The sequence below is a fragment of the Streptomyces sp. NRRL S-378 genome (assembly GCF_000720645.1).
Lineage (GTDB): Bacteria > Actinomycetota > Actinomycetes > Streptomycetales > Streptomycetaceae > Streptomyces.
On sequence record NZ_JOBX01000014.1, the window covers coordinates 118,517 to 142,075 of the forward strand.

A 23,559-nucleotide genomic window follows, 5' to 3' on the forward strand; every position below is an offset into this window, starting at 1 on the left:
TCGGCGCGGAGGAGGCGTAGCCCAAGCCGTCGTGCCGTCACGCTGCGGCGCCGTACGTCGCTTTGCGAGAAGGCCGCCGTCATCGGCGAGAACGGCTCTGGCAAGTCCACCTTGCTGCGGCTCCTCGCCGCGGCCGAGCCGCCCGACACCGGCGAGATCACCGTCGTCTTACCGGGCGGCACGGGCCACCTCGCCCAGACCCTCGACCTCGACCCCTACGACACGGTGCAGGAAGTCGTCGATCTCGCCCTCGCGGACCTGCGTGACATGAAGCGCAGGCTGCGCGCGGCCGAGAAGGAACTGGCCGGAGCGTCCCCGGCCGAACTCGACGCGTACGGCGAGCTGCTCACCGCGTACGAGGACCGCGGCGGCTACGAGGCGGACGCCCGCGTCGACGCCGCCCTGCACGGCCTCGGGCTCGCCGGGACCACCCGCGACCGCACGCTCGGCTCGCTGTCCGGCGGTGAGCAGACGCGACTCTCGCTCGCCTGCGTACTGGCCGCCGCCCCCGAGCTGCTGCTCCTCGACGAGCCGACGAACCACCTCGACGCGGCCGCCGTGCACTGGCTCGAAGAGCACCTGCGCGGGCACCGGGGCACCGTCGTCGCCGTCACTCACGACCGCGGCTTCCTGGAACGCATCGCCACCACCGTCCTCGAGGTCGACCGCGCCGCGCGCACCGTGCACCGCCACGGGGACGGCTGGCGCGGCTACCGCGCCGCGAAGGCGCCGCCCGACGGCGCGCGACACAGGAGCACGCGGACTGGCTCGCTGAACTGGGCCGTACCGAGGAGCTGCTCGGGACAGCCATGAAACGCCTGGCCGGCACCGGTAGGGACCCCCGGCAGGGCTTCGCCAGACACCGCCGGTCGCACGAGGCCAAGCTCGGCGGACAGGTCCGGGCCGTCCGGGAGCGGCTGGACCACCTGCGGCGCAACCCGGTGGCGCCGCCGCCGGAACTCGTCGGCCGCAGACACTGACCCCGGTTCCGGTCCCGCCGCCCCGGTCCCGGTCCCGGTCCCGGGCTCGGGCTCTCGGGTTCGGGGGAGGTCGCGGCCTCGGCCCGCCTCGGCTCGGGCCCCGGCGCCGGGGGCCGGGGGAGGGAGGTCACAGGCACGGCCCCTTATGGACTTCTTGCTCCGTATGTCACTCTGGCCGTGAACCGGGTCACCCACCTGCCGCTCGACCCGGGCGACCGACCCCCCGGATGCGCCCATGCCCCAGCTGTTCCCGTCCCGAGCCGTCCCCGTCGCACTGGTCGGCGCCGTGACCGCCCTGCTGGCGGCGTGTGGCCCCTCGGCGGCCGCAGGGGCGCCAGCGGTACCGACGACCGCCACCGCCACCCCCACCGCCTCCGCCTCGGCCTCGGCCTCGGCCTCGGCCTCGGCGCAGGCCGCCGCGCACGCACCCGCTGCGGACCCCGGCGACGCCCGTACCCGGGAGTCGAGCCTGTCCATACCCTCGGCGGGCATATCCGGGCTGCGCGTCGTGCCGTACGAGGGCACCACCGACGACGTACCCGGGACCCGCATCCAGGACCGTGGGGTCGCGGCCAGCCCGTACGGGAAGCGGGGTGGGGTCGGACCCGGTCAGGTGGGGAACTTCCTGGTCACCGCGCACCGCCTGTCGGCCGGCGGCCCGCTGCGGGACCTGCCCGCGGTCGACCACGGCGACACGGTCCTCGTGACGGCGGGCGGGGTGCAGTACACCTACGAGATCACCGCGACCCGCAAGACGTCCTTCCGGTCGCAGCGCTCGCTGGACGAACAGCGCGCGGCGGTGCCCGGCGCACCCGGCGCGGCCCCCACCCAGGCCATGATCACGATCTCGACCTGCGCCACACCGGAGGACCACGCCGAGGGCAACTTCTGGAGCGACGCCCAGGGCAATCCCGAGCACCGCATCGACAAGATCGGCGTCCTGCGCAAGACGACGCCGTCTCCGTAGCGAGACCGCAAGGGGCGGACAACACACCCCCTAGGGTGGGCGCATGAGCACGGCAGCCGACGACCGCACCGCCCTCGACGTCCTCGAGGCCCACCTCGAAGACCTGTGGCGGGCAGCCGTCGAACTGGAGCGGGGAAACCGGGCCGCCGTCCCCGAGGCGCCGCCCGAGCCGACAGCAGTCGCTGCGGACGGTGCGGACAGCGCGGTTGCGGAACTCCTGCGGTGGGGGTACGGAGAGCTCAACGGCATTCCGCGCGCACCGGCCGACGTGTTCGCCCGCAGCGTCGGCGACACCCTCATGGGGCTGCGGCGCCGCCGCAGCCCCTGGAACGCGGCGGCCTTGCGCCTGCTGGGGGACCCGTACGTCTTCCTCGCCACCGGACCGCGACGGCACGAGGACTGGGCCGAGGACGTGCTCGCCCTGATGCACCGCGAGGTCCCGGACCCGCGCGGCTGGCTGCGGATCGACTGCGACCGCACCAACGATGCCCGCTGCGCCGTGCCGGCGTACCCCTTCGAGCCGCCGCCCGCCGCCGGGTTCCGGGACCGCCTGCACCCACTGGAACCGGCGGCGGCCGTCACCGCGCTCGCCGTCATGGCGGAGGAGTGGGGCTGCGGCCGGCCCTTCGCGAACTGGCCCGAGCGCGACGCCCTGCTGGCCGACGCACGGCTCCTGCTGGACCGCTACGGCCCGGACGCCCGGTTCTGGACGAACGCCCGGGACGCGGCCTCGGACCCCGCCCGGGACTTCGTCCGGGCCGGCCTCAAGGGGACGAGGGTGCACGGGTTCATCACGGGCGAGTACATCAACGGCCTCGACCTGCTCGAAGAACTGGGCCTCATCGCCGTGTCCGACGACGAGGTCGGGGTCTTCTGGTCCTTCGGGGCGTACTGAGACCGGCCACCGCGGCACGCCACCCCGCCCCGGCACGCCCCCCGGCCCGAGCCCTCGTACGTCACTGCTCGGGCGGCCCCGCACCGGCGCCCCGGCCGCCCGCGCGGTGGATCCGGGCCAGTACCAGGACGGTGTCGTCGGTCGCCTCGGCGGGAAGCTGGTTCGCGATGATCCGGTCCGCGGCCTCCTCCAGCGGCCCCGTCACCGTGCGCAGCTGCTCCCGCAGGGCCTCCAGACCGGCTCCGATGTCCTGGCCCCGCGCTTCGATCAGGCCGTCGGTGTACAGGGCGAGCACCGCGCCGTCGGGCAGGTCGAGCGCAGACGACCGGAAGGGGACGCCGCCCACCCCGAGCGGGATCCCCAGGCCCGCGCCCACCGTCTCGACCGTCCCGTCCGGGTGGCGCACCAGGGGCGGGGGATGGCCGGCGTTCCCGATACGGGCGCGGCCGGTGTGCGGGTCGTACACGAGGAAGAGGCACGTGGCCAGCTGGATGCCGGACTCCTGGGCGCAGGTGTCGAGTTCGGTGAGCAGCGCCTCGGGGGTGGGGGCGTGGGGGGCGAGGGCCTTGGCCGTGATGCGCAGCCGGCCCATCGACGCGGCGGCCGGGACGCCGTGCCCCATGACGTCCCCGACGACGAGCGCGACCCGGTCGCCGGGCAGGTTGATCACGTCGTACCAGTCGCCCCCGACCTCGGTGATCCGGCTGCCGGGGAGATAGCGGTGGGCGACGTCCACGTGGGCGCCCGACACCACGGCGCTGGGCAGGAGGGCGCGCTGGAGGGTCAGCGCGATGTCCTGGACCCGGCCGTACAGGCGCGCGTTGTCCAGACACAGGGCCGCCCGTGAGGCCAGCTCGCCGGCGAGGGTGACGTCCTGTTCGGTGAAGGCGGGGCGGGCGGTGGAGCGGCCGAACATGGCGATGCCCTGGACCGTGCCCCGCGCGATGAGCGGGGCGAGGACGATCCCGCCCAGGTCGCTGTCCAGCAGCAGGCGAGCCCGGTCCCGGTGGGCGGCGGTGCGGGTGGCGAAGGCCTCGTCGACGACGACGGAGAGCGGGCGGCCGCTGCTCAGCATCTCGTGGATGCCGGAGCCGGGTGGGTAGGTGACCCGTTCCCGGCCTCCGACCAGCTCCGGCGCGGGCGGCGGGAGGACGGTGCCGGAGGCGATCCGGCGCGTGGTGAGCGGCAGGGCGGGGTCGAACCGCTCGTCCTCGTACATCCACTCGACCATTTCGACCACGGCGCCGTCGCAGAAGTCGGGCAGGACGGCGTCGACCAGCTCGCGGGCCGTGACCTCCAGGTCCAGGGTGGTGCCGACCTGGGCCGATGCGCGGTCCAGCAGGTCCAGCCGCTGCCGGGCGGCCGTCGCTTCGAGCAGTGCCTGTTCCCGGTCGGTCACGTCGACGAGCAGCCCGCCGACACCGGACAGGGTGTCCCCCGTCCCGCTCAGCGGGAAGAAGCTCACCGAGCGGACCTGGTCGCGGTCGGGTCGGCCGGGGGTGCGCAGCCCCACCAGCGCGCCGACGAGGGGGCGGCCCTTCTCGGCCACGGCCCGGAGCATGCGTTCGTACTCACCCCCGTCGGACGTGATCATGATGTCGGTCATGCGGCGCCCGAGGTGCTCCCGCATGGGGATCCCGTCCATGTCGGCCAGCACCTGGTTGAGGTGCACGTAACGCAGCTCCTCGTCGAGCATGACGAGGCCGATCGGACAGGTCTCGAAGAGGGCGTCGAGGAAGACGAGGTTCGTCTTGACCCGGTCGAGCTCGTCGCCGCGGCTGGCCAGGCCCATGACCACGGAGTCGCCCGCCGGGCCGGTCACCGGGAACACCCGGAACCCGCAGTCGAAGACCCCGGCGTCGCGGTGCCGGGCGGGCATCCGGACCCGCCAGTACCCGAGGGTCCGGCCGCGCTCCACCAGCTGAGACGCCCCGCCGGGGGTTCCCGGCTCCGGGTCGGGGAAGAGGACCGAGGCCGGCCGGGACAGCACCTCTTCGGGCGCGTATCCGAACAGGTGCCGGGCGCCGGGGCCCCAGTAACGGACCCGCTCCGCGTCGTCGAGGCCGAAGACGGCCACGGGCACGTGCTCCAGCAGGGCCCCCGGCTCGGACCGGATCGGACCGGGGGCGTCGGCGTCCGCACCCCCTGGCCGGTCCGATGGCATCAGAGGTCCCCCTTCGATCGAGGTCTCTCCTCATTGTGCCCGTCATCCGGGCGGCGGACCTCACGGCGCCTTCCCGTTTCCGGGGCGGATCCAGTGGCGGCATGTCGTACCGACCGGTAATTCCAGCCAATTGTTGCCATGCACCTGACAGACTCCTGACACTTCGAGGCGGCTGTGGGACGCTCCCGGCACGCACTCCGCACCCCCTGAGAGGCCCAGCGCCTCGCCTACCCCCACCAGTACGTGGCATGGAGGAGCGACCCATGAGGCACACCCCGAACACCTCCCGCACCACACGACTCGCCCGCGTCGCCGGGATCGCGACACTCGTCGTCGCGGCAGGGCTGGCCGGTACCGGAACCGCCCTGGCGCACGGCTCCGCCGCCCCGGCCGCCGACCAGAAGGCCGACGGCGTGATGGTGGTCGCCGGCAACAGCTGCAGCTGGACCAACGCGAGCACCAGCGCCGCCGCCCCGAACGCCCTCACCGTCGACCGTGCCACGGTCAACGCGCCCGGCGGGAACCTCGCCTGCGGCGGCGGCATCGCCGCCACCCTCAACAACAACCCGGCCTTCACGTTCGACGACGCGGCCGGCACGGCCCGGACCGACCTGATCGACATCACCGGCAGGCAGAGCTTCATCTCCTGTCGCTACAAGGCGACGAACATCGTGTGGGACCGCGACGGCACGACCCGGAAGTACATCAACCGCGCGTTCACCGCGACCAAGACCTCGGGCAGCTTCCTGTGCCCGGGCTCGGTGACCACCCCGGCCGGGGACGCGTCCATGCTGTTCCGCTGAGCCGGCCGCGCCACACACGGCCGCCTCCCGGCTCCGCAGCGGGAGGCGGCACCACCCGTCGGCCCGACCCGTCGCCCCCCGCCGGCCCGGTCCGGCGCACGAAGGGCCGGCACGTCAGAGTGCGTCGAGGAGCATCAGGACTTCGTCCCGGGTGTCCTCGGGGGACAGGCGCAGGGCCCCCGGCCAGCGGCCGACCTCACGCCATCCGAGCCGGCCGTAGAAGTCCTCCAGCCCCTCTCCACCACGGGCCGCGAGACGGAGCTGTTCCAGCCCCAGTTCGTCGCGGGCGGTTCTCCGCAGCTCCTCCATGAGGGCGGCTCCGACCCCCCGGCGCCGGAACCCGGGACGGGTCTGGAGGTGGTGCACCGTACCCCAGTGCCCCACGAGGCGGTGGGGCTCACGCCGCAGCACGACCCAGCCGGCGAGGACGCCGTCGAACGTGGCGACGACGAGCCGGCTCCGCTGTGGATGGAGGTGGGCGAGGAGTTCGTCCACGACCGGTGCGACGTCCTCGTGACCGACGGGCGGGAACGGGAACCCGGCGGCCCCGCCCGCGTTCGTGACGGCGACCCAGCAGTCGGTCAGCTGGTGCCGGAGTGTGGCAGCGACCTCTCGGGCGTCTGCGATCGGGGTGAGTTGGGGCGGGATCTGATCCGTCATGAGGGGGAGCATGCCAGCCCGTACGGACGACCGTACGGGCAAGCCGGGGCCGCACCCGGCCGCACAGTCGGGCGAAGTGCCGCAGGGGCACGCGGCGGTCCCAAGGGCCCTCTGGCCAAGGGCGCCGAGGCCCTCATCGGGCAGGGGGCCGACTGCGTCCGGACGGCACGGTCGCCGCCGACCCCCGCCGCCCCGCCGGCCCCTTCCCGACCGCAGGGGCCGCGCACATCCTCGCCACCCCGGTACGGCGAACGCATCGACTGCCACGTCGTCCTCGACGCCGTCCACGGCCGCGTCCCCCTCACCCCGCAGACCACCGCGACCTGGACGGACGCCGTCGCCCGCCAACGTACTGACTGAAACAGGCCAGTTGGGGACCGTGAGACTAAGGTTGCCCCATGGATCTCCAGGCCGAACTGCTCGAACACCCCTACTCCGTCTACGACCGGCTGCGCGACACCGCGCCGGTGTGCCGCATCACCGGCACCGACGGGACCCCGGCATGGCTGGTCACGCGGTACGACGACGTACGCGCCGCCCTCACCGACCGTCGGCTGTCGCTGGACAAGTCCCATGCCAAGGAGGGCGGTTACCGGGGCCTTTCGCTGCCGCCGGCCCTGGACGCCAATCTGCTCAACATGGATCCCCCCGACCACACCCGCATCCGCAGGCTCGTGAGCCGCGCCTTCACCCCGCGCCGCAGCGAGCAGTTGCGCGCCCCCATCCGCGCGACCGCGGACCGCCTCCTCGACGACCTCGGCCCGGCCGGAACCGCGGACCTGGTGGCCGCCTACGCCGCCCCGCTGCCGATCATCGTCATCTGCGACCTGCTGGGCGTTCCGGAGGACCGCCGCCTCGACTTCCGCACCTGGACGGACGCGCTCATCACCCCCGACCCCAGCCGTCCCCGTGCCGCGAAGGAAGCGGTGTCGGCCATGCTCGGCTTCTTCACCGAGCTCATGGCGCACAAGCGCAGCCGGCCCGCCGACGACCTGCTGTCCGATCTGATAGCCGTCCGGGACGGGGCAGAGGGTGCCGAGGACGGAGAAGGCGAAGGCGCAGCCGGAGGCGCCCGCGACGGCGACCGGCTGAGCGAGGAGGAGTTGATGTCGCTCGCCTTCCTCATCCTCTTCGCCGGGTACGAGAACACCGTCCAGCTCATCGGCAACGCGATCCACACGCTCCTGGAGCACCCCGAGGAACAGGCCCGCCTCCGCAAGGACCCGTCCGCCCTCCCGGCCGCCGTCGAGGAACTCGCGCGCTACGAAGGCCCCGCGCCCCTCGCCATCCGCCGCTTCCCGACCGAGGACGTCACCATCGCGGGAGTCACCGTCCCGGCGGGGGAGACGGTCCTGCTCTCGCTCTCCGCGGCCAACCGCGACCCGGCCCGCTTCCCCCGGCCCGACCTCCTCGACCTGGACCGCGACGCCTCCGGCCACCTCGCGCTCGGCCACGGCATCCACTACTGCCTCGGCGCCCCCCTGGCCCGCGCCGAGACCGAGATCGCCCTCGCCGCCCTCCTGGAGCGCTACCCCGTCCTCGAAGCCGCAAGCCCCGCGCCCCGCTGGCGTCCCTCCCTGCGCGCCCGCGGCCTGCTGGAACTTCCGGTCCGCTACGACACGGGACGCTCCCCGCACTGAGCGCTGCCCGGCCCCCACGCGGCCCACCCCGGGACGCTGCCGGTCGGGTGGCTGGCGCTCGCGTTGTTCGCCCCGCCCCTCACCGGGCTGCCGATGCAGGTCATGACCTGGATGCCGCAGCCGCCCGGCACGGCGGCGGGCACCTGGACCGCTCTGGCCGTCCTGGTGGTCGGCACCACCGCCTATGCGGTGGCCGGCCCGCGCAGGTGACCGCACCGACGCGGCCGGCCCCGGGCGTTGTCAGTGACCTCCGCCCCGGTCAGGACGGAACTGCTGCCCGCGGACCCGGCCGCCCTCGACGCACTTCCGGCCCGCCTGCACCGTCTGGCGACGGAGGCGGGGCACGAGAAGCTCGCGTACGGGCTGACCCACCTCTTCGGCCGGGCGGTCTGCCCGGACTGCGAGGCGGTCTGCTCCGTGTCGGACCGGGTCGTGGAGACGTACCAGTAGGTGCGGGAACCGAACGGAGAGGTGTCCATGGAGAGACTCCAGGCAGTGGTGGCGGGGGCCGGGATCGGTGGTCTCACGGCCGCCCTCGCACTGCACCGCCGCGGCTGGCGGGTCACCGTCTGCGAACGCGCCCCCGAACCGCCCGTGACCGGGGCCGGCATCGGCCTCGCTCCCAACGCCCTGCGCGCCCTCGACGCCATCGGCGTCGACGCGGCCCGGGCCATCGGCAGCGCCGTGCCCGCGACGATGGGCGTCCGCCGCTCCGACGGCCGGTGGCTCACCCGCGCCGAGACCTCGTACATGGCGGCCCGGTACGGGACGCCACCGATCGCGGTACCGCGCCCGGCCTTCACGGGGGCGCTGGCCGCGGCCCTGCCGCCGGAGGCCCTCCGCTACGGCGCCACCGTGACCGGCGTGGACGACACCACCAGCCGCGTGACCGTCCGCACGGCCGGGGGCCCGGACCTTCCCGCAGACCTGGTCGTCGCCGCCGACGGGATCCACAGCCCGCTGCGCCGCGCGCGCTTCCCCGCCCACCCCGGCCTGCACTACCTCGGCGAGACGGCCTGGCGGACCCTCGTCGACGCCCCGGACCTGCGGATACCGTCCATGAGCGAGACGTGGGGGCGGGGGGAACGCTTCGGCGTGACACCGCTCGCCGACGGCCGGTACTACCTCTACGCCACCGCGGTCGTCCCGGCCGGCACCCGCTCGGCCGACCCCCTCACCGAACTCCGCCGCCGCTTCGGCTCGTGGCACGACCCGATCCCGGCCCTACTGGACCGGGTCGGGCACTACGGCCCCGCCGACGTCCTGCAGAACGACCTCTACGACCTGGCCGCCCCCCTTCCCCGGCTGCACCACGGCCGGACCGCCTGGCTCGGCGACGCCGCCCACGCCATGGCCCCCAACCTCGGCCAGGGCGGCTGTCAGGCGATCGAGGACGCGGTGGTCCTCGCCCACCTCCTCCCGGCCGGGGACGACCCCGGCGGCGCGGACGCCGTCCCGGCCGCCCTCGCCGCCTACACCGCCGCCCGCCGTGACCGCACGGACGCCGTCCGGCTCCGCGCCCGCCGCGTCGGCCGCCTGGGCGCCCTGCGCAACCCGCTCGCGGCGACGGCCCGTGACCTGGCGGTCCGTGCCACCCCCACGCGGCTGGCCCTGCGCGGCATGGACGACCTCTTCAACGGCTTCCGCCTCCCCGGCAGCGGCCGCACCGACCGCTCCACGCATCGGTGATGTTTGCGGGCAGGAGCAGAGGCATCCACTGGAGGCACCGGGAACGTTCCGATCAGCGTCCGCATCAAGCAGGGGCCCCGCGGCGCCGCCGGCGGACCGTACGGAGACTCTCCGGAGAGGGGAGGCGTTCGACGTCGTCCGCACCTGCACCGCCTCGCCGCGGTCGCCGTACTGATCTGCGTGGTGTGCGCCGGGCAGGGTGCGGGTCAGGCCGGCGTGACCCGCACCCTGTGCTCCGCGAGGACGTCGAGGACCGTGTTGAACACGTCGTAGGGCCGCCCGTCCGAGGTCAGTGCCTGCGCCAGGTGCTCGCGCGCGACGGCGCAGTCGCGCCACAGGAGCGTCGTCGGGCCGGTGTGGCCGAAGCCGCCGCCCAGACAGTCGGCGAGGGCGTCCACGTTGGCACCGAAGTAGCCGCCCGGCCCGTTGAACGCCTCCCCGAGCGCCAGGTACAGGCCCGGGACGTCCGTGATGTGCCGTCCGTCGAGTACGTAGGCCCGGCCCCACGGCCGGCCGGCGCCGGTGCCCGGCCGAGGCCGTCCCCGGACGTGGTCCAGCCAGTCCCAGCGCGCCCGCGTGCCGAGGCCGGCCCAGGCTCCGGGTGTCCGGGGCGGTCCGGCGAGCCAACGCTCCCACAGCGGTCGGGCCTGTTCCGGGACGGGAGCGGAGAGTTCGCCCTCCAGCTCCAGGTCGATCAGACCGGCCCCGAGCGGGGACGGGTACCAGGCGCTGACGGTGATGCACAGGAGGAGTTCGGCGAACGGCTCACCGAAGTCGTCCCGTACCTCCAGGGCTGCTTCTCCGAGATCCAGGGAGCGCCGGGTGCCCGCCGTCAGGGCCGTCCGCAACTCCTCGCCCGGGGCGAGCCCGCGCAGCACGATCGCGGGTTCCGGCCGCCCGGGCGGCAGCACACGGGCGAACTCCCGGCAGGAGCCCAGCCATCGCCGCTTGTCGTGCACGCGTACAGGGCCCCGGTACCCATCGGACTGCGCGGCCCGGCCGTCGAGCCCGGTGAGGACGAGACCGTCCGTCCCGGGATGCCGCCCGAGGCTCTCGACGTCCTCCAGCAGCCAGGGGTCGAGCGTCCCGTCCCCGGGCACGAGCCACACCTCACGGCCGACCCACCCGAGCACCTCGGCTCCCTCCGGCACCCAGCCGAGCAACTCGTACGTCTCACGCCGGCCCGGCCCGAACAACCCCTCCGCCTCGGCGCAGTGGCCCCAGACGTGGCCTCGTTCCGTGTTGGTGAGCGTGTACCGCGTCCGCCCCTGACGGGTCTCGTTCTCCTGCATGTCGGCATGATGCCCCCTCCCTCCCCGGGCACCCGCACCGGCCCCCTCCGTCGACGTTTCGGTGCGCCGTACCCGGGCGGTGACGCACAGTTGTCGCGCATGTGCTCGAATGCGTGCGGTTGCACCGGCGTGCGGTGCGTGGGCCGTCCGGTGGGGGCGCGGCGTGCACGCGTGTCGCGCGGAGGGGGACGATGAGATGGCTGGGAGCGTAGGGCCGCAGCCCGCAGTGGCCGGAAGGAGAGCCCACAGATGGGAGCAATCGAGCCCTCGCACGGCGACCCCGGAGAGGTGCGGCCCGCCGCGCCGGGGCCCGGCGGCCTGCTCGATGTGCTCCGCGTGGCCGCCATCCTCCTCGACGCCGAAGGCCGGATCGACCTGTGGAGCCCGCAGGCCGAGGAACTGTTCGGTTACACCGCCGACGAGGCCCTGGGGGAGTACGCGGCCCGGCTCCTGCTGCACGAGGAGCACGTCCCCGTCGTACTGGACATGTTCAACGAGGTCATGGAGGCCGGCGTCAGCTGGGTCGGTGTCTTCCCCGTCCGGCACAAGGACGGCAGCACGCGCATGGTCGAGTTCCGCAACATGCGGCTGCTGGACTCCCAGCAGGAGTACTACGCCCTGGGCCTGGCCGCGGACCAGGCGACGGTACGGCAGGTCGAGCGGGATCTGGCCCTGTCCGCCCGGCTCGTGGAACAGTCGCCGGTCGGCCTCGGCGTGCTCGACACCGACCTCCGCTACGTCTCGGTCAACCCGGCGGAGGAACGCCTCAACGGGGTCTCCGCGGCCGAGCACATCGGCCGCCACGTCCACGAGGTACTGCCGGCCGTGGACGCCTCCTTCGAAGCCGCGATGCGCGAAGTGCTGGCCACCGGCGTCCCCATCGTGGACCAGTACACCGTCGGCCGTACCCCGGCCGACCCGGACCACGACCACGCCTGGTCGATCTCGTTCTACCGGCTCGAAGCCCCCAACGGGACCGTACTGGGCGTGGCCACCGCCAGCACCGACGTCACCGAGCGGCACCGGGCGGTAGAGGAGCAACGCCACACCGCACTCACCCTCCAGCGCAGCCTGCTGCCGCACACCCCGCCGCGGCGGCCGGGCCTGGAGGTCGCCACCCGCTACCGCCCCGCCCAGGCCACCATGGAGATCGGCGGCGACTGGTTCGACGTGATCCCGCTGAGCGGGGACAAGACCGCCCTCGTCGTCGGCGACGTCATGGGCAGCGGAGTCGCCGCAGCGGCCAGCATGGGCCAACTGCGCACCGCCACCCGGACCCTGGCCGATCTCGACCTCGACCCCGCACAGGTCCTGCACCACCTCGACCACGTCACCGAGGGCCTCGAAACCATCGCGACCTGCGTCTACGCCGTCTACGACCCGCGCGGGGCGCAGTGGCGCCTCTCCCTGGCCGGGCACCTGCCCCCGGTCCTCCTGCGGCAGGACGGCACGCGCGAACTCCTCGACCTGCCCACCGGCGCGCCCCTCGGCGGCTGCGGTGTCGCCTTCCGTACCGTCAGCATCCCCGCAGAGGTGGGCGACCAGCTCGTCCTCTACACCGACGGCCTGGTCGAGACCCGGGACGACCCGATCGACGAGCGCCTCGAGGTCCTCCTCGCCGCCCTCGACGATCCCGGCCGCCCCCTGGACGAGACCTGCGACCTGCTGCTGGACACCATGCGCCACCCGGGAGTCCACGACGACGTCGCCCTCCTGATCGCCCGTGCCACCCCGACCCCCGAAGACCCCGTCTGACACCGCACCGCGCGGGGACCAGGCTCAGCCGACTCAGCCGACTCAGCCGATCCGGCCGATCCGGCCGATCGGCCGTCGGCCGTCGGGGCCGTGCCGACCGGGCTACGCCACCTCCGCCCCGGCGGTGGTGGCCAGGCGCAGGGCCGCCACCAGCTCGCGGTAGAGCGGGTCGGACCCCAGCAGTTCCTCATGGGTGCCGCGGGCGCGGATCCGGCCCGCCTCCATGACCACGATCAGATCGGCGTCGACCACCGTCGACAGGCGGTGCGCGACCGTCACCACCGCACCCGTCGCCGCGCGGCTGCGGATGCAGTCCTGCACCGCGGTCTCGGTCAGACCGTCCAATTGCGCGGTCGCCTCGTCCAGCAGCAGGACCTCGGGAGTCCGCAGCAGGGCGCGGGCGAGTGCGATGCGCTGGCGTTCGCCACCGGACACGTGCGCCGACGACAGCGGGCTGTCCAGACCGCTGTCGAGGGCGTCGACCTTGTCCGTGAGCCGTACGTCCCGCAGCACGCGGTGGAGTTCCTCCTCGGTGGCGTCCGGCCGGGCGAGCAGCAGGTTGTCGCGGAGGGTGCCGGGCACGACCGGGGTGTCCTGCTCGACGTACGCCAGCCGCGCCCGTACCTCGGAGTGGCTGTGGTCGCGGTACGGCCGTCCGTTCAGCAGCAGTTCGCCGTCGACGGGCTCCAGGAACCGCAGGACCAGCGAGAACAGGGTGGTCTTGCCGGCGCCCGACGGCCCGACGATCGCGGTGTGACCGCGCCGGGGGATGGCCAGCCGCACGTCGGTGACGGCGTTCCCGGCGTCGGGGCCGTACGCGGCGCTCACACCGCGCAGTTCGAGCACGGGCACGTGCGCCCGGTCGTCGGCGTCCGTCGGGCGGGCGGCCGGGACGCCGCGCGCAGGGCGGCCCGCCGCGTCCTCGCCCGTCAGATCGGCGGTCTGCCGGATGCGTTCGGCCGCGGCCATCCCGGCCTGGAGAGAGGTCAGGTTCTGGCTGAGCGTGCTGACCGGCTCCATCAGCGTGAACGCGTACAACAGGAAGGCGATCAGGCTGGACACCTCGAGGTCCCCGGCCCCGACCCGCCAGGCCCCGACGCCCAGGATCGCGATGATGGCCAGCTGGATGCCGGACCCGGCTACCGTCCAGGCCAGCGCCTCCTGACGCACCGCCCGGATGCCGTACTCCGCCGCGGACCGCGCGTCGGCCACGATCCGCTCGGCGGCCCGCTCCTCGGCGCGGCTCACCTTCACGGTGCGGATCGCGCGCAGCGTGCCCTCCAGGCGGCCGCCGAGCAGGCCGATGTGCTCCTGTGCGCGCTGCTGCGCCTTGCCGATGCCCGGCATGAGGAGCGCGAAGAGCGCCCCGGTCACGGCCACGGCGGCCACCGTCGTGCCGAGGAGCACCAGGTCGAGCACGCCCATCAGGACCAGGCTGCCCACCAGCATGACGGCGCCGTTGACCAGGCCGACGAACGACTGGGCGGTCGCCTCGCGGAGCAGGACCGTGTCCGAGGTGACGCGGGTGACGAGCTCACCGGTCGGGCGGCGGGTGAGCGCGGGCACGGTGGCCTGCAGGAACCGCCGCACCATGGACTCGCGCGCCTCCAGCACGACGCGTTCGCCCAGCGTGCCGAGCATGCACCACTGCCGGTAGGACACGGCGGCGCCCACGACGAGGAGGACGAACAGCGCGGTCACGGGGCCGGTCAGGGAGGCGGAGTCGTTCAGGGCGTCCAGCACCCACTTGGTGAGCATGGGGGTGGCCAGGCCGAGGGCCGAACCGGCCAGCGCCAGGACCAGTCCTGCGGCCAGCGTGCGGCGGTGCGGGCGGGCGAACGCCCAGAGGACGCGCAGCCGGGGTGCGTCGAGCACGGTACGGGGCGGGGGTGTCGGGTCAGCCATGATGGAAATGGAACATCGATGTTCCATAAGGGTCAAGTCGGTTTCATTGCGGGTTGCGCGCTACCGTACGTCCATGGAGCATGACCACATCGCGACGGCAGCGACGGCAGCAGCCCCGACGGCAGCGACGACGACCGAGACCGCGACCCGTGCCCGCACGCGGCGCGCGATCCTCGACGCTGCCGTCAGCGTCCTGTCGGCCAACCACGGTGCGTCCCTCGCGGACGTGGCCGAGGCCGCCGGTGTCGGGCGCACGACCGTCCACCGCTACTTCGCGGAACGCTCGGACCTGGTGGCGGCGCTCGGGGCGGACGTACGGGAGCGGCTGCAGGAGGCGACCGTCCGTGCGCGGGTCGAGGAGGGCCCGGCCCCGAAGGCGCTGGAACGGCTCTGCCTGGAGTACTTCGAGCTGGGGGACCGGCTCATGCTGCTGTTCGACGTCCCGCAGTTCCTGAGCTGGGCGGGCTTCGAGGAGGAGACCGACTCCGACCGGATCCTGGTCCGCCTCATCGAACGCGGCCAGTCCGAAGGCACGGTCGACGCGGAGGCGGACGCCGAGTGGCTGCAGAACGTGCTGTGGTCCCTGCTGTACGCGGCCTGGATGCAGGCACGCGACTACGGCACGCCCCGCCACACGGCCGTCTCGTCGTGCCTCCACACCCTGCGCAAGGCCATGGCGGCCTCCTGATCCAGCCGACCGCCCCCGGCAGCCCCCCCCGGCGCCCGGTCGGCGTGGGGTGGGCTACGGGGTGGTGCGCGCGGGGAAGGTGAAGTGGTAGCCCTGCTCCGTGAGCCAGGGCAGGTACTGCTTGAGTGCCGCGACGGTTTCGCTGCGGTCCCCGCCCCCGTCGTGGAAGAGGACGGTCGGCTGCTGGGGCAGCTTGTCCTCGAGGACGGAGATGATCGCGGGCAGGCCCGGGCGGCTCCAGTCCTTCGGGTCCACGCTCCAGCCCAGCGGACGCATCCCGCTCGCCGCGGCGATCGCCCGGCTGTCGGGGGTGAAAGCGCCGCCCGGGGCGCGGTAGTAGCCGACCGGGACCCCGGGAGCGGCCTTCTCGATCATGGCCTTGCCCTCGAGTATCTGCTGCTTCTGGTAGGCGACGGGCTTGTGGTCCATGGTCACGTCGTGGTCGACGGAGTGGTTGCACAGGAGGTGTCCGTCGGCGGCGACCGCGCGCACGAGTTCCGGGTACTTCTGCGCCTTCGTCCCGATCAGGCAGAAGGTGGCCTTGACGTGGTTCTTCCGCAGCACGTCGAGGACCTGGGGCGTCCAGCGGGGGTCCGGGCCGTCGTCGATGGTGATCGCGACGTCCCTGCCCGAGCCCTGTGCCAGCCGGGAGATCCCCAGGGGGATCCCCGAGGCGCTCCGCGCGGTCCCCTGGCCTCCGGCCGACGCGGCGGCCCCGGCGGGGTTACCGGCCGCGGGCTTGTCCGACGAGCCGTCCGTGGCGGCGAGGGCCGGGGTGCCGGAAACGGCCAGGATGCCGAGGACGGCCGCCGTGGCGGCGGTTCCCGCCCGCCGGAGACGGCGAGCGGAACTGCTGGTGATGCCCATGGACGCGCTCTTCCTTTGCGCTCGGCCCCCCGTTCTCGCGTGTCCGATCCAGGCTAGGTCATCCGTCCCGGAGCCCTCCTCGGCCGATCGGCCGGCTCCGCGGCACGTACCGCGGCCGGAACGGGACCGGTCCGGCGGGTCGGACGACGGACCCACGGGGGGAGCGCGGCGGGCCTGCCGGCCGGTGTGGGGGCGGCATCGGTGCACCGGAGGCGGTGCGCGAGGAGTCCCCCGTGCGCGCCCGCCGTCACGCGGCGGCGGGCGCCGGAGCGGCACCTCATCGGCACACCGGGACCCCGCCCCGTGTGAGGAGAGTCACCGGCGGGTGGGGGCCACCGGCCGTCGCTCCGCCACCATCGCCGTGTGGAGCAGCCAGCCGCCCGCCGCGCCGACCACGTACCAGAACAGGTCCGGTGGGTTGAAGGTGGAGCCGAGTACCAGGCGGGCGGCCACGCTGTGGCGGGACAGCTCCGCGGGCAGGGAGCTGAGCTGCAAGAGCTCGACGGCCCAGCTCGCCGCCAGCGCGGTCCCGGCGGCCCGCAGGGGCGTCCACCGCGGCGCGACCAGCACGACCAGGGCCACCAGCAGGACGGTGTACAGCGCGTCCCCGCCGTACTCGGCCACGCTCCCCGCCGCCACCGCCCGCAGCCCGAGCCCCAGGCCGACCGTCACCGCGGCCGCGCCGGCCGCCACCAGACGGATCCGACCGGGGGCGGCGGTGCTGCTACGGGTTCCGGATACGAAGGTCACGGGGCCATCCTGCCCGAGCCCACCGCCCGGCCCGCTGCCCGCCGCCCGGCCCGCTGCCCGCCCGCCATGTGGTGCGCGAGTCCACGGTTCGACCTGCCCGAGGCGGAGCAGGCGTCCCTATGATGGCCCGATGGCGTCGATCAAGAAGTTCCAAGTCACCTTCGACTGTGCACAACCCGAACGTGTCGCCCGTTTCTGGTGCGAGGTGCTGGGATATGTCGTGCCGCCGCCGCCCGAGGGGTTCGGGAGCTGGGACGACTTCGACCGCGCGCTGCCGGCCGAGCGCCAGGGGTCGGCGTTCGCCTGCGTCGACCCCTCGGGTGTCGGCCCGCGGCTGTTCTTCCAGCGCGTTCCCGAAGGCAAGGTCGTCAAGAACCGCCTCCACATCGACGTCCGCGTCGGCACCGGGCTCGCGGGCGACGAGCGCGTGGCCGCCCTGGAGGCCGAATGCGCCCGCCTGGTCGCCCTCGGCGCTACGCGCGTGCGGCTGCTCCTCGCGGACGAGATGAACGAGTCCTGCCTGGTGATGCAGGACGTCGAGGGCAACGAGTTCTGCCTCGACTGAGGGCCGTTGCGCCGTCGGTCACCCGGTCAGGCGTTCGTGATGACCAAGAGGGTGCGGGCGGAGGCCGGGCCCGACAGGCGGCAGCGGTGCGGGACTTCACCCCGGTGGTGGGCACTCTGGCCGGCGCGCAGCGTCAACGGCTCCTCGCCCTCGACCTCCAGGACCACCTCGCCCTCCAGGACGTAGAGGAAGTCCTCGCCGGGGTGCTCGAACCAGCCGCGCTCGCCCTGGCCGGGCTCGAAGTGGTGCTCGTACGCCTCCATCAACGCGCTGCGCCCGCCCGGGATGAGCACCCGAGCGACCTGCCCTGCGGACTCCTCCACCCGGATCACCTGCGGGTCGCTCTCGTGGCTGACCGCACCCGGCCGTGCGGGCGGCCTCAGGAAGGTGCCCGGGCTGACCTCCAGGGCTTCCGCGATCCGGTAGATCGAGCTGAGGCTGGGCGTGGTGAGGCCGCGTTCGAGCTGGCTGAGGAACGGCTGCGAGAGGCCTGAGCGGGCGGCGAGGACGGCCATGGAGACGCCGCTTCGCTTGCGGCAGCTCCGGATCACCCGTCCGACCTCGATCGCCTCGGGCGTGGGTTCGGGTCGAGACACGCAGGTGAACGTACCTCATCCCCCATCAGGGCCCGGGCGCCCCGGCGAGGTTTCGCACTGCTGCAACATCCCCGTCATAAGCGTGGTCAATTATTGACCTCACTTATCGACGACCGAGGAGCCGCTCCGTGCACGCCACCCCTTCACCGCCCGGCCGGGCCCTCGGCCGGCTGGCCCCGGCCCTGGCGGCGGCAGCCGCCGTGCTCGCGCTCTGGTACCTGCTCGCCCGGTCCGCCGTGGTCGCCCCGGCACTCCTGCCCACCCCCGCCCAGACCCTGGCCGCGCTCGCCGACAGCGCCCGCAGCGGCATCCTGGCGGCCGACCTCCGCGCCAGCCTGGCCCGCGCCGGACAGGGCTTCGCCCTCGGCGCGCTCATCGGCAGCGCACTCGGCTTCGCCACCGGATACCTGCCGAAGCTCTCCGCCGCGGTGACGCCCGTCGTCTCCTTCCTGCGCCCGATCCCGGCCATCGCCCTGGTGCCGCTCGCGACCGCCTGGTTCGGCATCGGGGAGACCGCCAAGCGCCTCCTCATCGCCTACGCCGTCCTCCTCGCCGTATGGCTGTACGTCCACGACGGGGTGTCCCGGGTCCCGGTCTCCCACCTGCGGGCGGCCCGGACGCTGGGCGCCCCGCTGCACCGCCGGTTCGCCGAGGTGCTGCTGCCCGCCGCCGCGCCCGCCGTGCTCGCGGCACTGCGCTACGGCGCCTCGGTGGCCCTGCTCGCCCTGGTGGCGGCCGAGCTGGGCGGCGCCGACAGCGGCCTGGCGTACCGGCTCCAGGTCGACGGCCAGTTCCTCCGCGTGGACCGGATGTTCGCCGGGCTGCTCGTGCTCGGGCTGCTCGGCGTGGCCGTGGACCTCGTACTCGCCGCGATCGGCCGCCGGTTCGCGCACTGGAGCACCTCATGAGCCTGGCAGTACGACTGGAAGGGCTGTCCGTCCGCTACGGATCCGCCTCCGTCCTGGAGCGCACGGACCTGGAACTCCCCGCAGGGTCGTTCACCGCCCTGCTCGGCCCGAGCGGATGCGGCAAGTCGACGGTCCTCGGCGCCGTCGCCGGCTTCGTACCTCCCGCCACCGGGCAGGTCACGGCGGGTTCCCGGCCCGTGCGCGGGCCCGGCCCCCACCGGGGGGTGGTCTTCCAGCACTACGCGCTCTTCCCCTGGCGCACCGCACGCGGGAACGTCGAGTTCGCCCTCAAACGGCCCGGGCTGCCGCGTGCGGAACGCCGCCGACGCGCCCTGGAGGCACTCGCCGAAGTCGGCCTCGCCGACGGCACCGACAAGTACCCGGCACAGTTGTCGGGCGGCATGCAACAGCGCGTGGCGCTTGCCCGCGCCCTGGCCGCCGAGCCCGAAGTGCTGCTCATGGACGAACCGTTCGGGGCGCTGGACGCCCTGACCAGGGCCCGCATGCAGCGCCTGCTGCGGGAGCTGTGGCAACGCCGGGGCACCACCGTCCTGTTCGTCACCCACGACATCGACGAAGCCCTGGCGCTCGCCCAACGGGTCGTGGTCCTGGGCGGCAGCCCCGGTCGAGTGCTCGCCGACCACGCCGTCCCCGAGGGAGCTCCCGACCCGGACCTGCGCTCGCTCATCGCACGCCACCTCGGCTCCGACTGAGCCGCTGCCTCCCGTCCCTGAGCCCGTCGCCCTACCCCGGCCCGGTCCCTCGCCCGATCCGATCCCCGTCCCCGGTCCCCGGAAGGACACCCTCGATGCCCAGACCCCGCGCGTCCGCCGCCCTGCTCGTAGCGGCCCTGCTCAGCACACTCGTCTCGGCCTGCGCCGACGGCTCCGTGCCCGCGAACGGCGGCGGAAAGGACGGCCGCCCGGCCGTCTCCGTCGTCGGCAGCGACCACCTCGGCGGAGCCCCCGTCCACGTCGCCCAGGAACACGGACTCTGGGCCGCCGAAGGCATCGACGCCACCGTCACCACCCAGCCCACCGGGCGGGACGCCCTCAACGCCGTCCTCGGCGGCCAGGCACAGCTCGGCGTCGTCGGCGACCTGCCCGCCGTGACGGCGGCGCTGGGCGGACGCGACCTGCGGATCGTCGCCGACCTGTCCCGGTTCTCCGACTGGCGTCTGCTCACCCGAACCGACCGGGCGATCACCGGCTTCGCGGCCCTCAAGGGCCGTAAGGTCGGCGTCCCGCAGGGCACGAACGTCGAGTACGCCCTGTCCCGGATGCTCGCCTCCGCACAGCTGACCGCAGCCGACGTGACCGTCGTGAATCTCGCCCCGAACCAGGTCACTTCGGCACTGGCCCGCGGTGACATCGACGCGGGCCTCACCTTTCCCAGCTTCTACGAGGCCGCGCGCACCGCGCTCGGCGAGCGCTACGCCGAGCTCCCCTTCACCGGATACACCGCACGCACCCTCCTGGTCGCGGGGCCGAAGACCGGCGACGAGACCTCAGCCGCCGTACTGCGCACCGTGCTGCGCGCCCAGCGCGAGATCGCGGACGACCCGGTCCGCGCACGGAAGGCCGTCGTCGCCCAGTCCAAGGGCGCGCTCCAGGCCGGCTACGTCGACACGTACCAGCCCCGCTACACCTACGGCGCCACCCTCTCACCCGACCTGCTGGCCCAGTTGGGGGAGGAGGCCACCTGGGCCAAGGCCGCCCAGGGCCTGCCCGGCGCAGCCGACCGCGCGTCACTGCAGCGGTATCTGAACCCCGGCCCCCTGACGGCCGTCGACCCGGCCGCCGTCACCGTTCGCTGACACACCACCCCACGAGGAGACCGAACCCATGACCGTCGACCAGAACACCCTGCGCCGCCGCGGCGTCGGCCTGATCGCCCACGATCCCGAGCGCAGCCACGGCGGCTACACCCTGTACACGCCGATCACCAGCGCCGGCGAGATCCACCTCGTCGACATCGAGGGCCGCGCCGTCCACACCTGGAACTCCCCGCACCCGCCCGGCCGTCAGGCGCAGATCCTGCCGAACGGCAACCTCTTCTACGCGGCCAAGGACACCACGAGCCCGACGCTCTTCCCCATCTGGGACGTCTACCACGGCGGCATCTTCCAGGAACTGGCACCCGACTCCACGGTCGTCCGCGAGGTCCGCCACCCCTTCCACCACCACGACGCCTCGCTCCTGCGCAACGGCAACCTCATCATCACCGCGGTCGACCCCCTCGACCCGGCCGACGCGGCCCGCATCCGCGGCGGCATCCCCGGTTCCGAGGCGCCGGGCGGGGTGATCTACGGCGACGTCGTGTACGAACTGACGTGGGACGGGCAGGAGGTGTGGCGCTGGGCCGCCATCGAACACCTCGACCCCGAGGACTTCCCGCTCAACCCGCACTTCGCCCGCGAGCACTGGCCCATGGCCAACACCGTCAACGAGAGCGCCGACGGCTCCATCGTCCTGGGCTTCCGCAGCGCGTCCTCCGCCGTGGCCGTCGACCGCGCCGACGGATCCGTACTGTGGCACATCGGTCCCGACGTCCTGGCTCAGCAGCACCACCCCCACGAACTGCCCGGCGGCACCATCCTCGTCTTCGACAACGGCACCTACCGCGACACCACCTCCGTGCCCTACTCGCGGGTGATGGAGCTGGACCCGCGCACCGGCGAGGAGGTGTGGTCCTACCAGGACAACCCGCCGCAGAACTTCTACAGCCCGTACATGTCCAGCGCCCAGCGCCTGCCCAACGGCAACACCTTCATCGCCGAGGGGTCCTTCGGGCGGCTCTTCGAGGTCACGCCCGGCGGCGACGTGGTGTGGGAGTTCGTGGTCCCGCAGTTCCGCTCGTTCGGCGACGGGGTGGGCCTGGAGTCCTCGGCGGGCGCTCAGAACTCCGTCTTCCGCGCCCACCGCTACTCCGCCGACCAGCTCCCCTGGCTGCACGTGACGGCCTGACCCCCGTCGGGCGGGCCGCCGTGCTCGGCTAACCGGTCGTCTTCACGGCCGCGCCGGTTCCCGCGCCGGTGTCGATGCCGGCCCCTGTTCCGGCGCCGGCACGGGCGCTCGGCGCGTACGGTGGCCAGTCCACGATCCGTACCGCCGCTTCGCTGCCCCGGCAGTGGGCGTGGTGCCGGAGGGCGATGCCGTCCAGGTCGAGATGCGCCGCGAAAGCGGGGTGGGCGGCCAGCCGCCGCGCGTAGGACCACAGCCGGGGGTGGTCGGTGATGCGGTACACCGCCTCGGCGTCCAGGTGCCAGCGGTGCACCGTGTCCAGCTGCACCAGCGTGACCCACACCTGCACGTCGGCCGCCGTGAGGTGATCGCCCAGCAGGTGGTCGGACGAGGTCAGCCGCCGCTCCAGGGAACCCAGCCCGCGCAGCAGCGCGGCGAGCGCGTCGTCGCGGGCCGCCCCGCCGGCACCGGCCCGGCCGGCCCGCTGGGCGGCGGCGTTGATGCCCCGGTCGCAGAGCCTGCCGACCTCTTCGATGCGCGCGTCGGCGCCAAGGGGGTGGAGAGCCCGTCCGGTGGTGGCTCCGAACCGCCGGGCCAGGTCCTGAACGATGTCCGGGGCGTGCGTGCTGACGATCCGTCCGGTCCAGTCGTCGCTGAGGACCGGAGCCAGCGCCGGCCCGGGATACAGGTGCGCACTCGCCTCGAACAGCGGGCGCAGCGCGACGTATCCGCCGTCGGGTGCGTCGGGTACGGCGGGCAGCAACGTCACCGGGAGGACGTCCTGCAGGCCGAGCAGGCCGTGCGTGACGGCGATCCGCAGACTGCTGGGACAGGACGGCGTCAGGTGGAGCCGGTAGCGGTGCGGAACGGCCGGGAAGCCGCTGCGCGCGTCGCGGCCGATCCTGCTCCGGAAGGGCGGCACGGCGTTCGGGTGCGTGGCGGACATGAGTCTCCCTGGGATCGCTGGGATTGCTCGGTCACGGACATACGACGACGGGCCGCGACGGATGCGACGCGGCCGGGACCCGGCGGGTGTGAGCGGTGGGTGCCCGCGGTGTGTGCGGGCGGTGCGTGCGAGCCGTGGCGTGCGCGCGACGGTCAGCGGCGGACGGGCGCGGGGCTGTGGTGCACGGGATCCGCCGCACTGCACACACGCAGCAGGTCGATGTGGCGCCGGGAGGTCAGGAGCGGCAGCGGCAGGGAGGCGACGGCACGCACGCCGTAGGTCCCGCGGCCCGGCGCTGAACACCCCATGGTTTCCTACCGCTCCACTAGGATTCGCTGCCTGGAGTGTCGATCCGCGCTCGGGCGCTGTCAAGGGGGCCGGCCGGCCACCGGGCGGTCGCCGTCGGTGGGAGAGCGCCTGGTGGAGAGCCGGTCAGCTCTTGACCAGGAGGCCGCGGCTGCGCAGGACGGAGCGTTCGAGGGGGCTGAAGATGAGGAGGTCGATGGCGATGCCGACGACGAGGATG

The 23,559-nt window shown here is 73.8% G+C and carries 23 protein-coding genes and 2 pseudogenes; 15 read left to right on the top strand and 10 right to left on the bottom strand.

The features are described 5' to 3' along the window. Positions 1-66: 66 nt before the first annotated feature. The 3 genes and pseudogenes from IH80_RS39220 to IH80_RS0113405 form a co-directional block, all read left to right on the top strand. A pseudogene (locus tag IH80_RS39220) lies at positions 67-956 on the top strand (ATP-binding cassette domain-containing protein); the annotation flags it as partial. Positions 957-1,215: 259 nt separating this feature from the next. Continuing rightward, positions 1,216-1,947, top strand: coding sequence for a class E sortase (locus tag IH80_RS0113400; RefSeq protein ID WP_051809235.1), 732 nt, complete (start codon positions 1,216-1,218; stop codon positions 1,945-1,947). A 43-nt stretch (positions 1,948-1,990) separates the two neighbouring features. Further along, the gene (locus tag IH80_RS0113405; RefSeq protein WP_030960369.1) at positions 1,991-2,842 is read left to right on the top strand and encodes a hypothetical protein; all 852 of its coding nucleotides are present in this window, start codon (positions 1,991-1,993) and stop codon (positions 2,840-2,842) included. A 61-nt stretch (positions 2,843-2,903) separates the two neighbouring features. Here IH80_RS0113405 and IH80_RS0113410 read toward each other — a convergent pair whose 3' ends face one another. Then, positions 2,904-5,006, bottom strand: a complete 2,103-nt coding sequence (locus tag IH80_RS0113410) for a SpoIIE family protein phosphatase (protein ID WP_030960370.1) — start codon at positions 5,004-5,006, stop codon at positions 2,904-2,906. A 263-nt stretch (positions 5,007-5,269) separates the two neighbouring features. Here IH80_RS0113410 and IH80_RS0113415 point away from each other — a divergent pair, with 263 nt between their 5' ends. Next, positions 5,270-5,809: a hypothetical protein gene (locus IH80_RS0113415; protein ID WP_037879780.1), complete on the top strand. Its 540-nt coding sequence runs from the start codon at positions 5,270-5,272 to the stop codon at positions 5,807-5,809. A gap of 114 nt (positions 5,810-5,923) precedes the next feature. Here the strand turns inward: IH80_RS0113415 and IH80_RS0113420 are convergent, their stop codons facing one another. Continuing rightward, positions 5,924-6,469 (bottom strand): GNAT family N-acetyltransferase, encoded by a 546-nt coding sequence (locus IH80_RS0113420; protein ID WP_051809252.1) that lies wholly within the window; start codon positions 6,467-6,469, stop codon positions 5,924-5,926. A 398-nt stretch (positions 6,470-6,867) separates the two neighbouring features. Between IH80_RS0113420 and IH80_RS0113425 the strand changes: the two genes are divergently transcribed. The 4 genes from IH80_RS0113425 to IH80_RS0113440 all read left to right on the top strand — a co-directional run bounded on the left by IH80_RS0113425 (position 6,868) and on the right by IH80_RS0113440 (position 9,798). After that, positions 6,868-8,109: a cytochrome P450 family protein gene (locus IH80_RS0113425; RefSeq protein WP_030960375.1), complete on the top strand. Its 1,242-nt coding sequence runs from the start codon at positions 6,868-6,870 to the stop codon at positions 8,107-8,109. 63 nt (positions 8,110-8,172) lie between these two features. Beyond that, positions 8,173-8,319, top strand: coding sequence for a hypothetical protein (locus tag IH80_RS44700; protein WP_158943427.1), 147 nt, complete (start codon positions 8,173-8,175; stop codon positions 8,317-8,319). 33 nt (positions 8,320-8,352) lie between these two features. Then, positions 8,353-8,559 carry a hypothetical protein gene (locus IH80_RS0113435; RefSeq protein WP_030960376.1) on the top strand — a complete coding sequence of 69 codons (207 nt, stop codon included), beginning with the start codon at positions 8,353-8,355 and terminating at the stop codon, positions 8,557-8,559. 27 nt (positions 8,560-8,586) lie between these two features. Continuing rightward, positions 8,587-9,798, top strand: coding sequence for an FAD-dependent monooxygenase (locus IH80_RS0113440; protein ID WP_030960377.1), 1,212 nt, complete (start codon positions 8,587-8,589; stop codon positions 9,796-9,798). Between the two features lie 206 nt (positions 9,799-10,004). Here IH80_RS0113440 and IH80_RS0113445 read toward each other — a convergent pair whose 3' ends face one another. Then, complete coding sequence (locus IH80_RS0113445; RefSeq protein WP_030960382.1) at positions 10,005-11,090, bottom strand: barstar family protein; 1,086 nt, start codon at positions 11,088-11,090, stop codon at positions 10,005-10,007. A gap of 249 nt (positions 11,091-11,339) precedes the next feature. Here IH80_RS0113445 and IH80_RS0113450 point away from each other — a divergent pair, with 249 nt between their 5' ends. Further along, entirely contained in the window at positions 11,340-12,845 is a 1,506-nt protein-coding gene (locus tag IH80_RS0113450) for a SpoIIE family protein phosphatase (protein ID WP_030960384.1), read from the top strand. A gap of 102 nt (positions 12,846-12,947) precedes the next feature. Here the strand turns inward: IH80_RS0113450 and IH80_RS0113455 are convergent, their stop codons facing one another. Then, entirely contained in the window at positions 12,948-14,750 is a 1,803-nt protein-coding gene (locus IH80_RS0113455; protein ID WP_234432221.1) for an ABC transporter ATP-binding protein, read from the bottom strand. A gap of 73 nt (positions 14,751-14,823) precedes the next feature. Between IH80_RS0113455 and IH80_RS0113460 the strand changes: the two genes are divergently transcribed. After that, a complete protein-coding gene (locus IH80_RS0113460; protein ID WP_051809239.1) occupies positions 14,824-15,438 on the top strand; it encodes a TetR/AcrR family transcriptional regulator in 615 nt (204 codons plus the stop codon). A 54-nt stretch (positions 15,439-15,492) separates the two neighbouring features. On the opposite strand, the gene IH80_RS0113465 is transcribed toward IH80_RS0113460, so the two are convergent. Continuing rightward, complete coding sequence (locus IH80_RS0113465; RefSeq protein ID WP_037879784.1) at positions 15,493-16,305, bottom strand: polysaccharide deacetylase family protein; 813 nt, start codon at positions 16,303-16,305, stop codon at positions 15,493-15,495. A gap of 315 nt (positions 16,306-16,620) precedes the next feature. Then, positions 16,621-17,055: a DUF2809 domain-containing protein gene (locus tag IH80_RS0113470; protein WP_037879786.1), complete on the bottom strand. Its 435-nt coding sequence runs from the start codon at positions 17,053-17,055 to the stop codon at positions 16,621-16,623. 130 nt (positions 17,056-17,185) lie between these two features. Here IH80_RS0113470 and IH80_RS0113475 point away from each other — a divergent pair, with 130 nt between their 5' ends. Beyond that, positions 17,186-17,620, top strand: coding sequence for a VOC family protein (locus IH80_RS0113475; RefSeq protein ID WP_030960391.1), 435 nt, complete (start codon positions 17,186-17,188; stop codon positions 17,618-17,620). A 26-nt stretch (positions 17,621-17,646) separates the two neighbouring features. Here the strand turns inward: IH80_RS0113475 and IH80_RS0113480 are convergent, their stop codons facing one another. Continuing rightward, positions 17,647-18,216: a helix-turn-helix domain-containing protein gene (locus IH80_RS0113480; RefSeq protein WP_030960393.1), complete on the bottom strand. Its 570-nt coding sequence runs from the start codon at positions 18,214-18,216 to the stop codon at positions 17,647-17,649. A 128-nt stretch (positions 18,217-18,344) separates the two neighbouring features. On the opposite strand from IH80_RS0113480, the gene IH80_RS0113485 reads away from it, so the two are divergent. The 4 genes from IH80_RS0113485 to IH80_RS0113500 all read left to right on the top strand — a co-directional run bounded on the left by IH80_RS0113485 (position 18,345) and on the right by IH80_RS0113500 (position 22,090). Next, positions 18,345-19,124 carry an ABC transporter permease gene (locus tag IH80_RS0113485; RefSeq protein ID WP_030960394.1) on the top strand — a complete coding sequence of 260 codons (780 nt, stop codon included), beginning with the start codon at positions 18,345-18,347 and terminating at the stop codon, positions 19,122-19,124. Next, on the top strand, positions 19,121-19,837 hold the full coding sequence (locus IH80_RS0113490) for an ABC transporter ATP-binding protein (protein ID WP_037879789.1): 717 nt from the start codon (positions 19,121-19,123) through the stop codon (positions 19,835-19,837). Before IH80_RS0113485 ends, IH80_RS0113490 begins: the two co-directional genes overlap by 4 nt. 95 nt (positions 19,838-19,932) lie before the next feature. Next, on the top strand, positions 19,933-20,940 hold the full coding sequence (locus IH80_RS0113495) for an ABC transporter substrate-binding protein (RefSeq protein WP_030960395.1): 1,008 nt from the start codon (positions 19,933-19,935) through the stop codon (positions 20,938-20,940). A gap of 28 nt (positions 20,941-20,968) precedes the next feature. Then, positions 20,969-22,090 (top strand): aryl-sulfate sulfotransferase, encoded by a 1,122-nt coding sequence (locus IH80_RS0113500; RefSeq protein WP_030960397.1) that lies wholly within the window; start codon positions 20,969-20,971, stop codon positions 22,088-22,090. Positions 22,091-22,118: 28 nt separating this feature from the next. Here the strand turns inward: IH80_RS0113500 and IH80_RS0113505 are convergent, their stop codons facing one another. The 3 genes and pseudogenes from IH80_RS0113505 to IH80_RS43715 form a co-directional block, all read right to left on the bottom strand. Beyond that, complete coding sequence (locus IH80_RS0113505) at positions 22,119-23,033, bottom strand: glutathione S-transferase C-terminal domain-containing protein (protein WP_063757285.1); 915 nt, start codon at positions 23,031-23,033, stop codon at positions 22,119-22,121. A 152-nt stretch (positions 23,034-23,185) separates the two neighbouring features. Further along, complete coding sequence (locus tag IH80_RS47140; RefSeq protein WP_324609406.1) at positions 23,186-23,305, bottom strand: putative leader peptide; 120 nt, start codon at positions 23,303-23,305, stop codon at positions 23,186-23,188. A gap of 160 nt (positions 23,306-23,465) precedes the next feature. After that, positions 23,466-23,559, bottom strand: a pseudogene (locus IH80_RS43715) (ABC transporter permease); the annotation flags it as partial.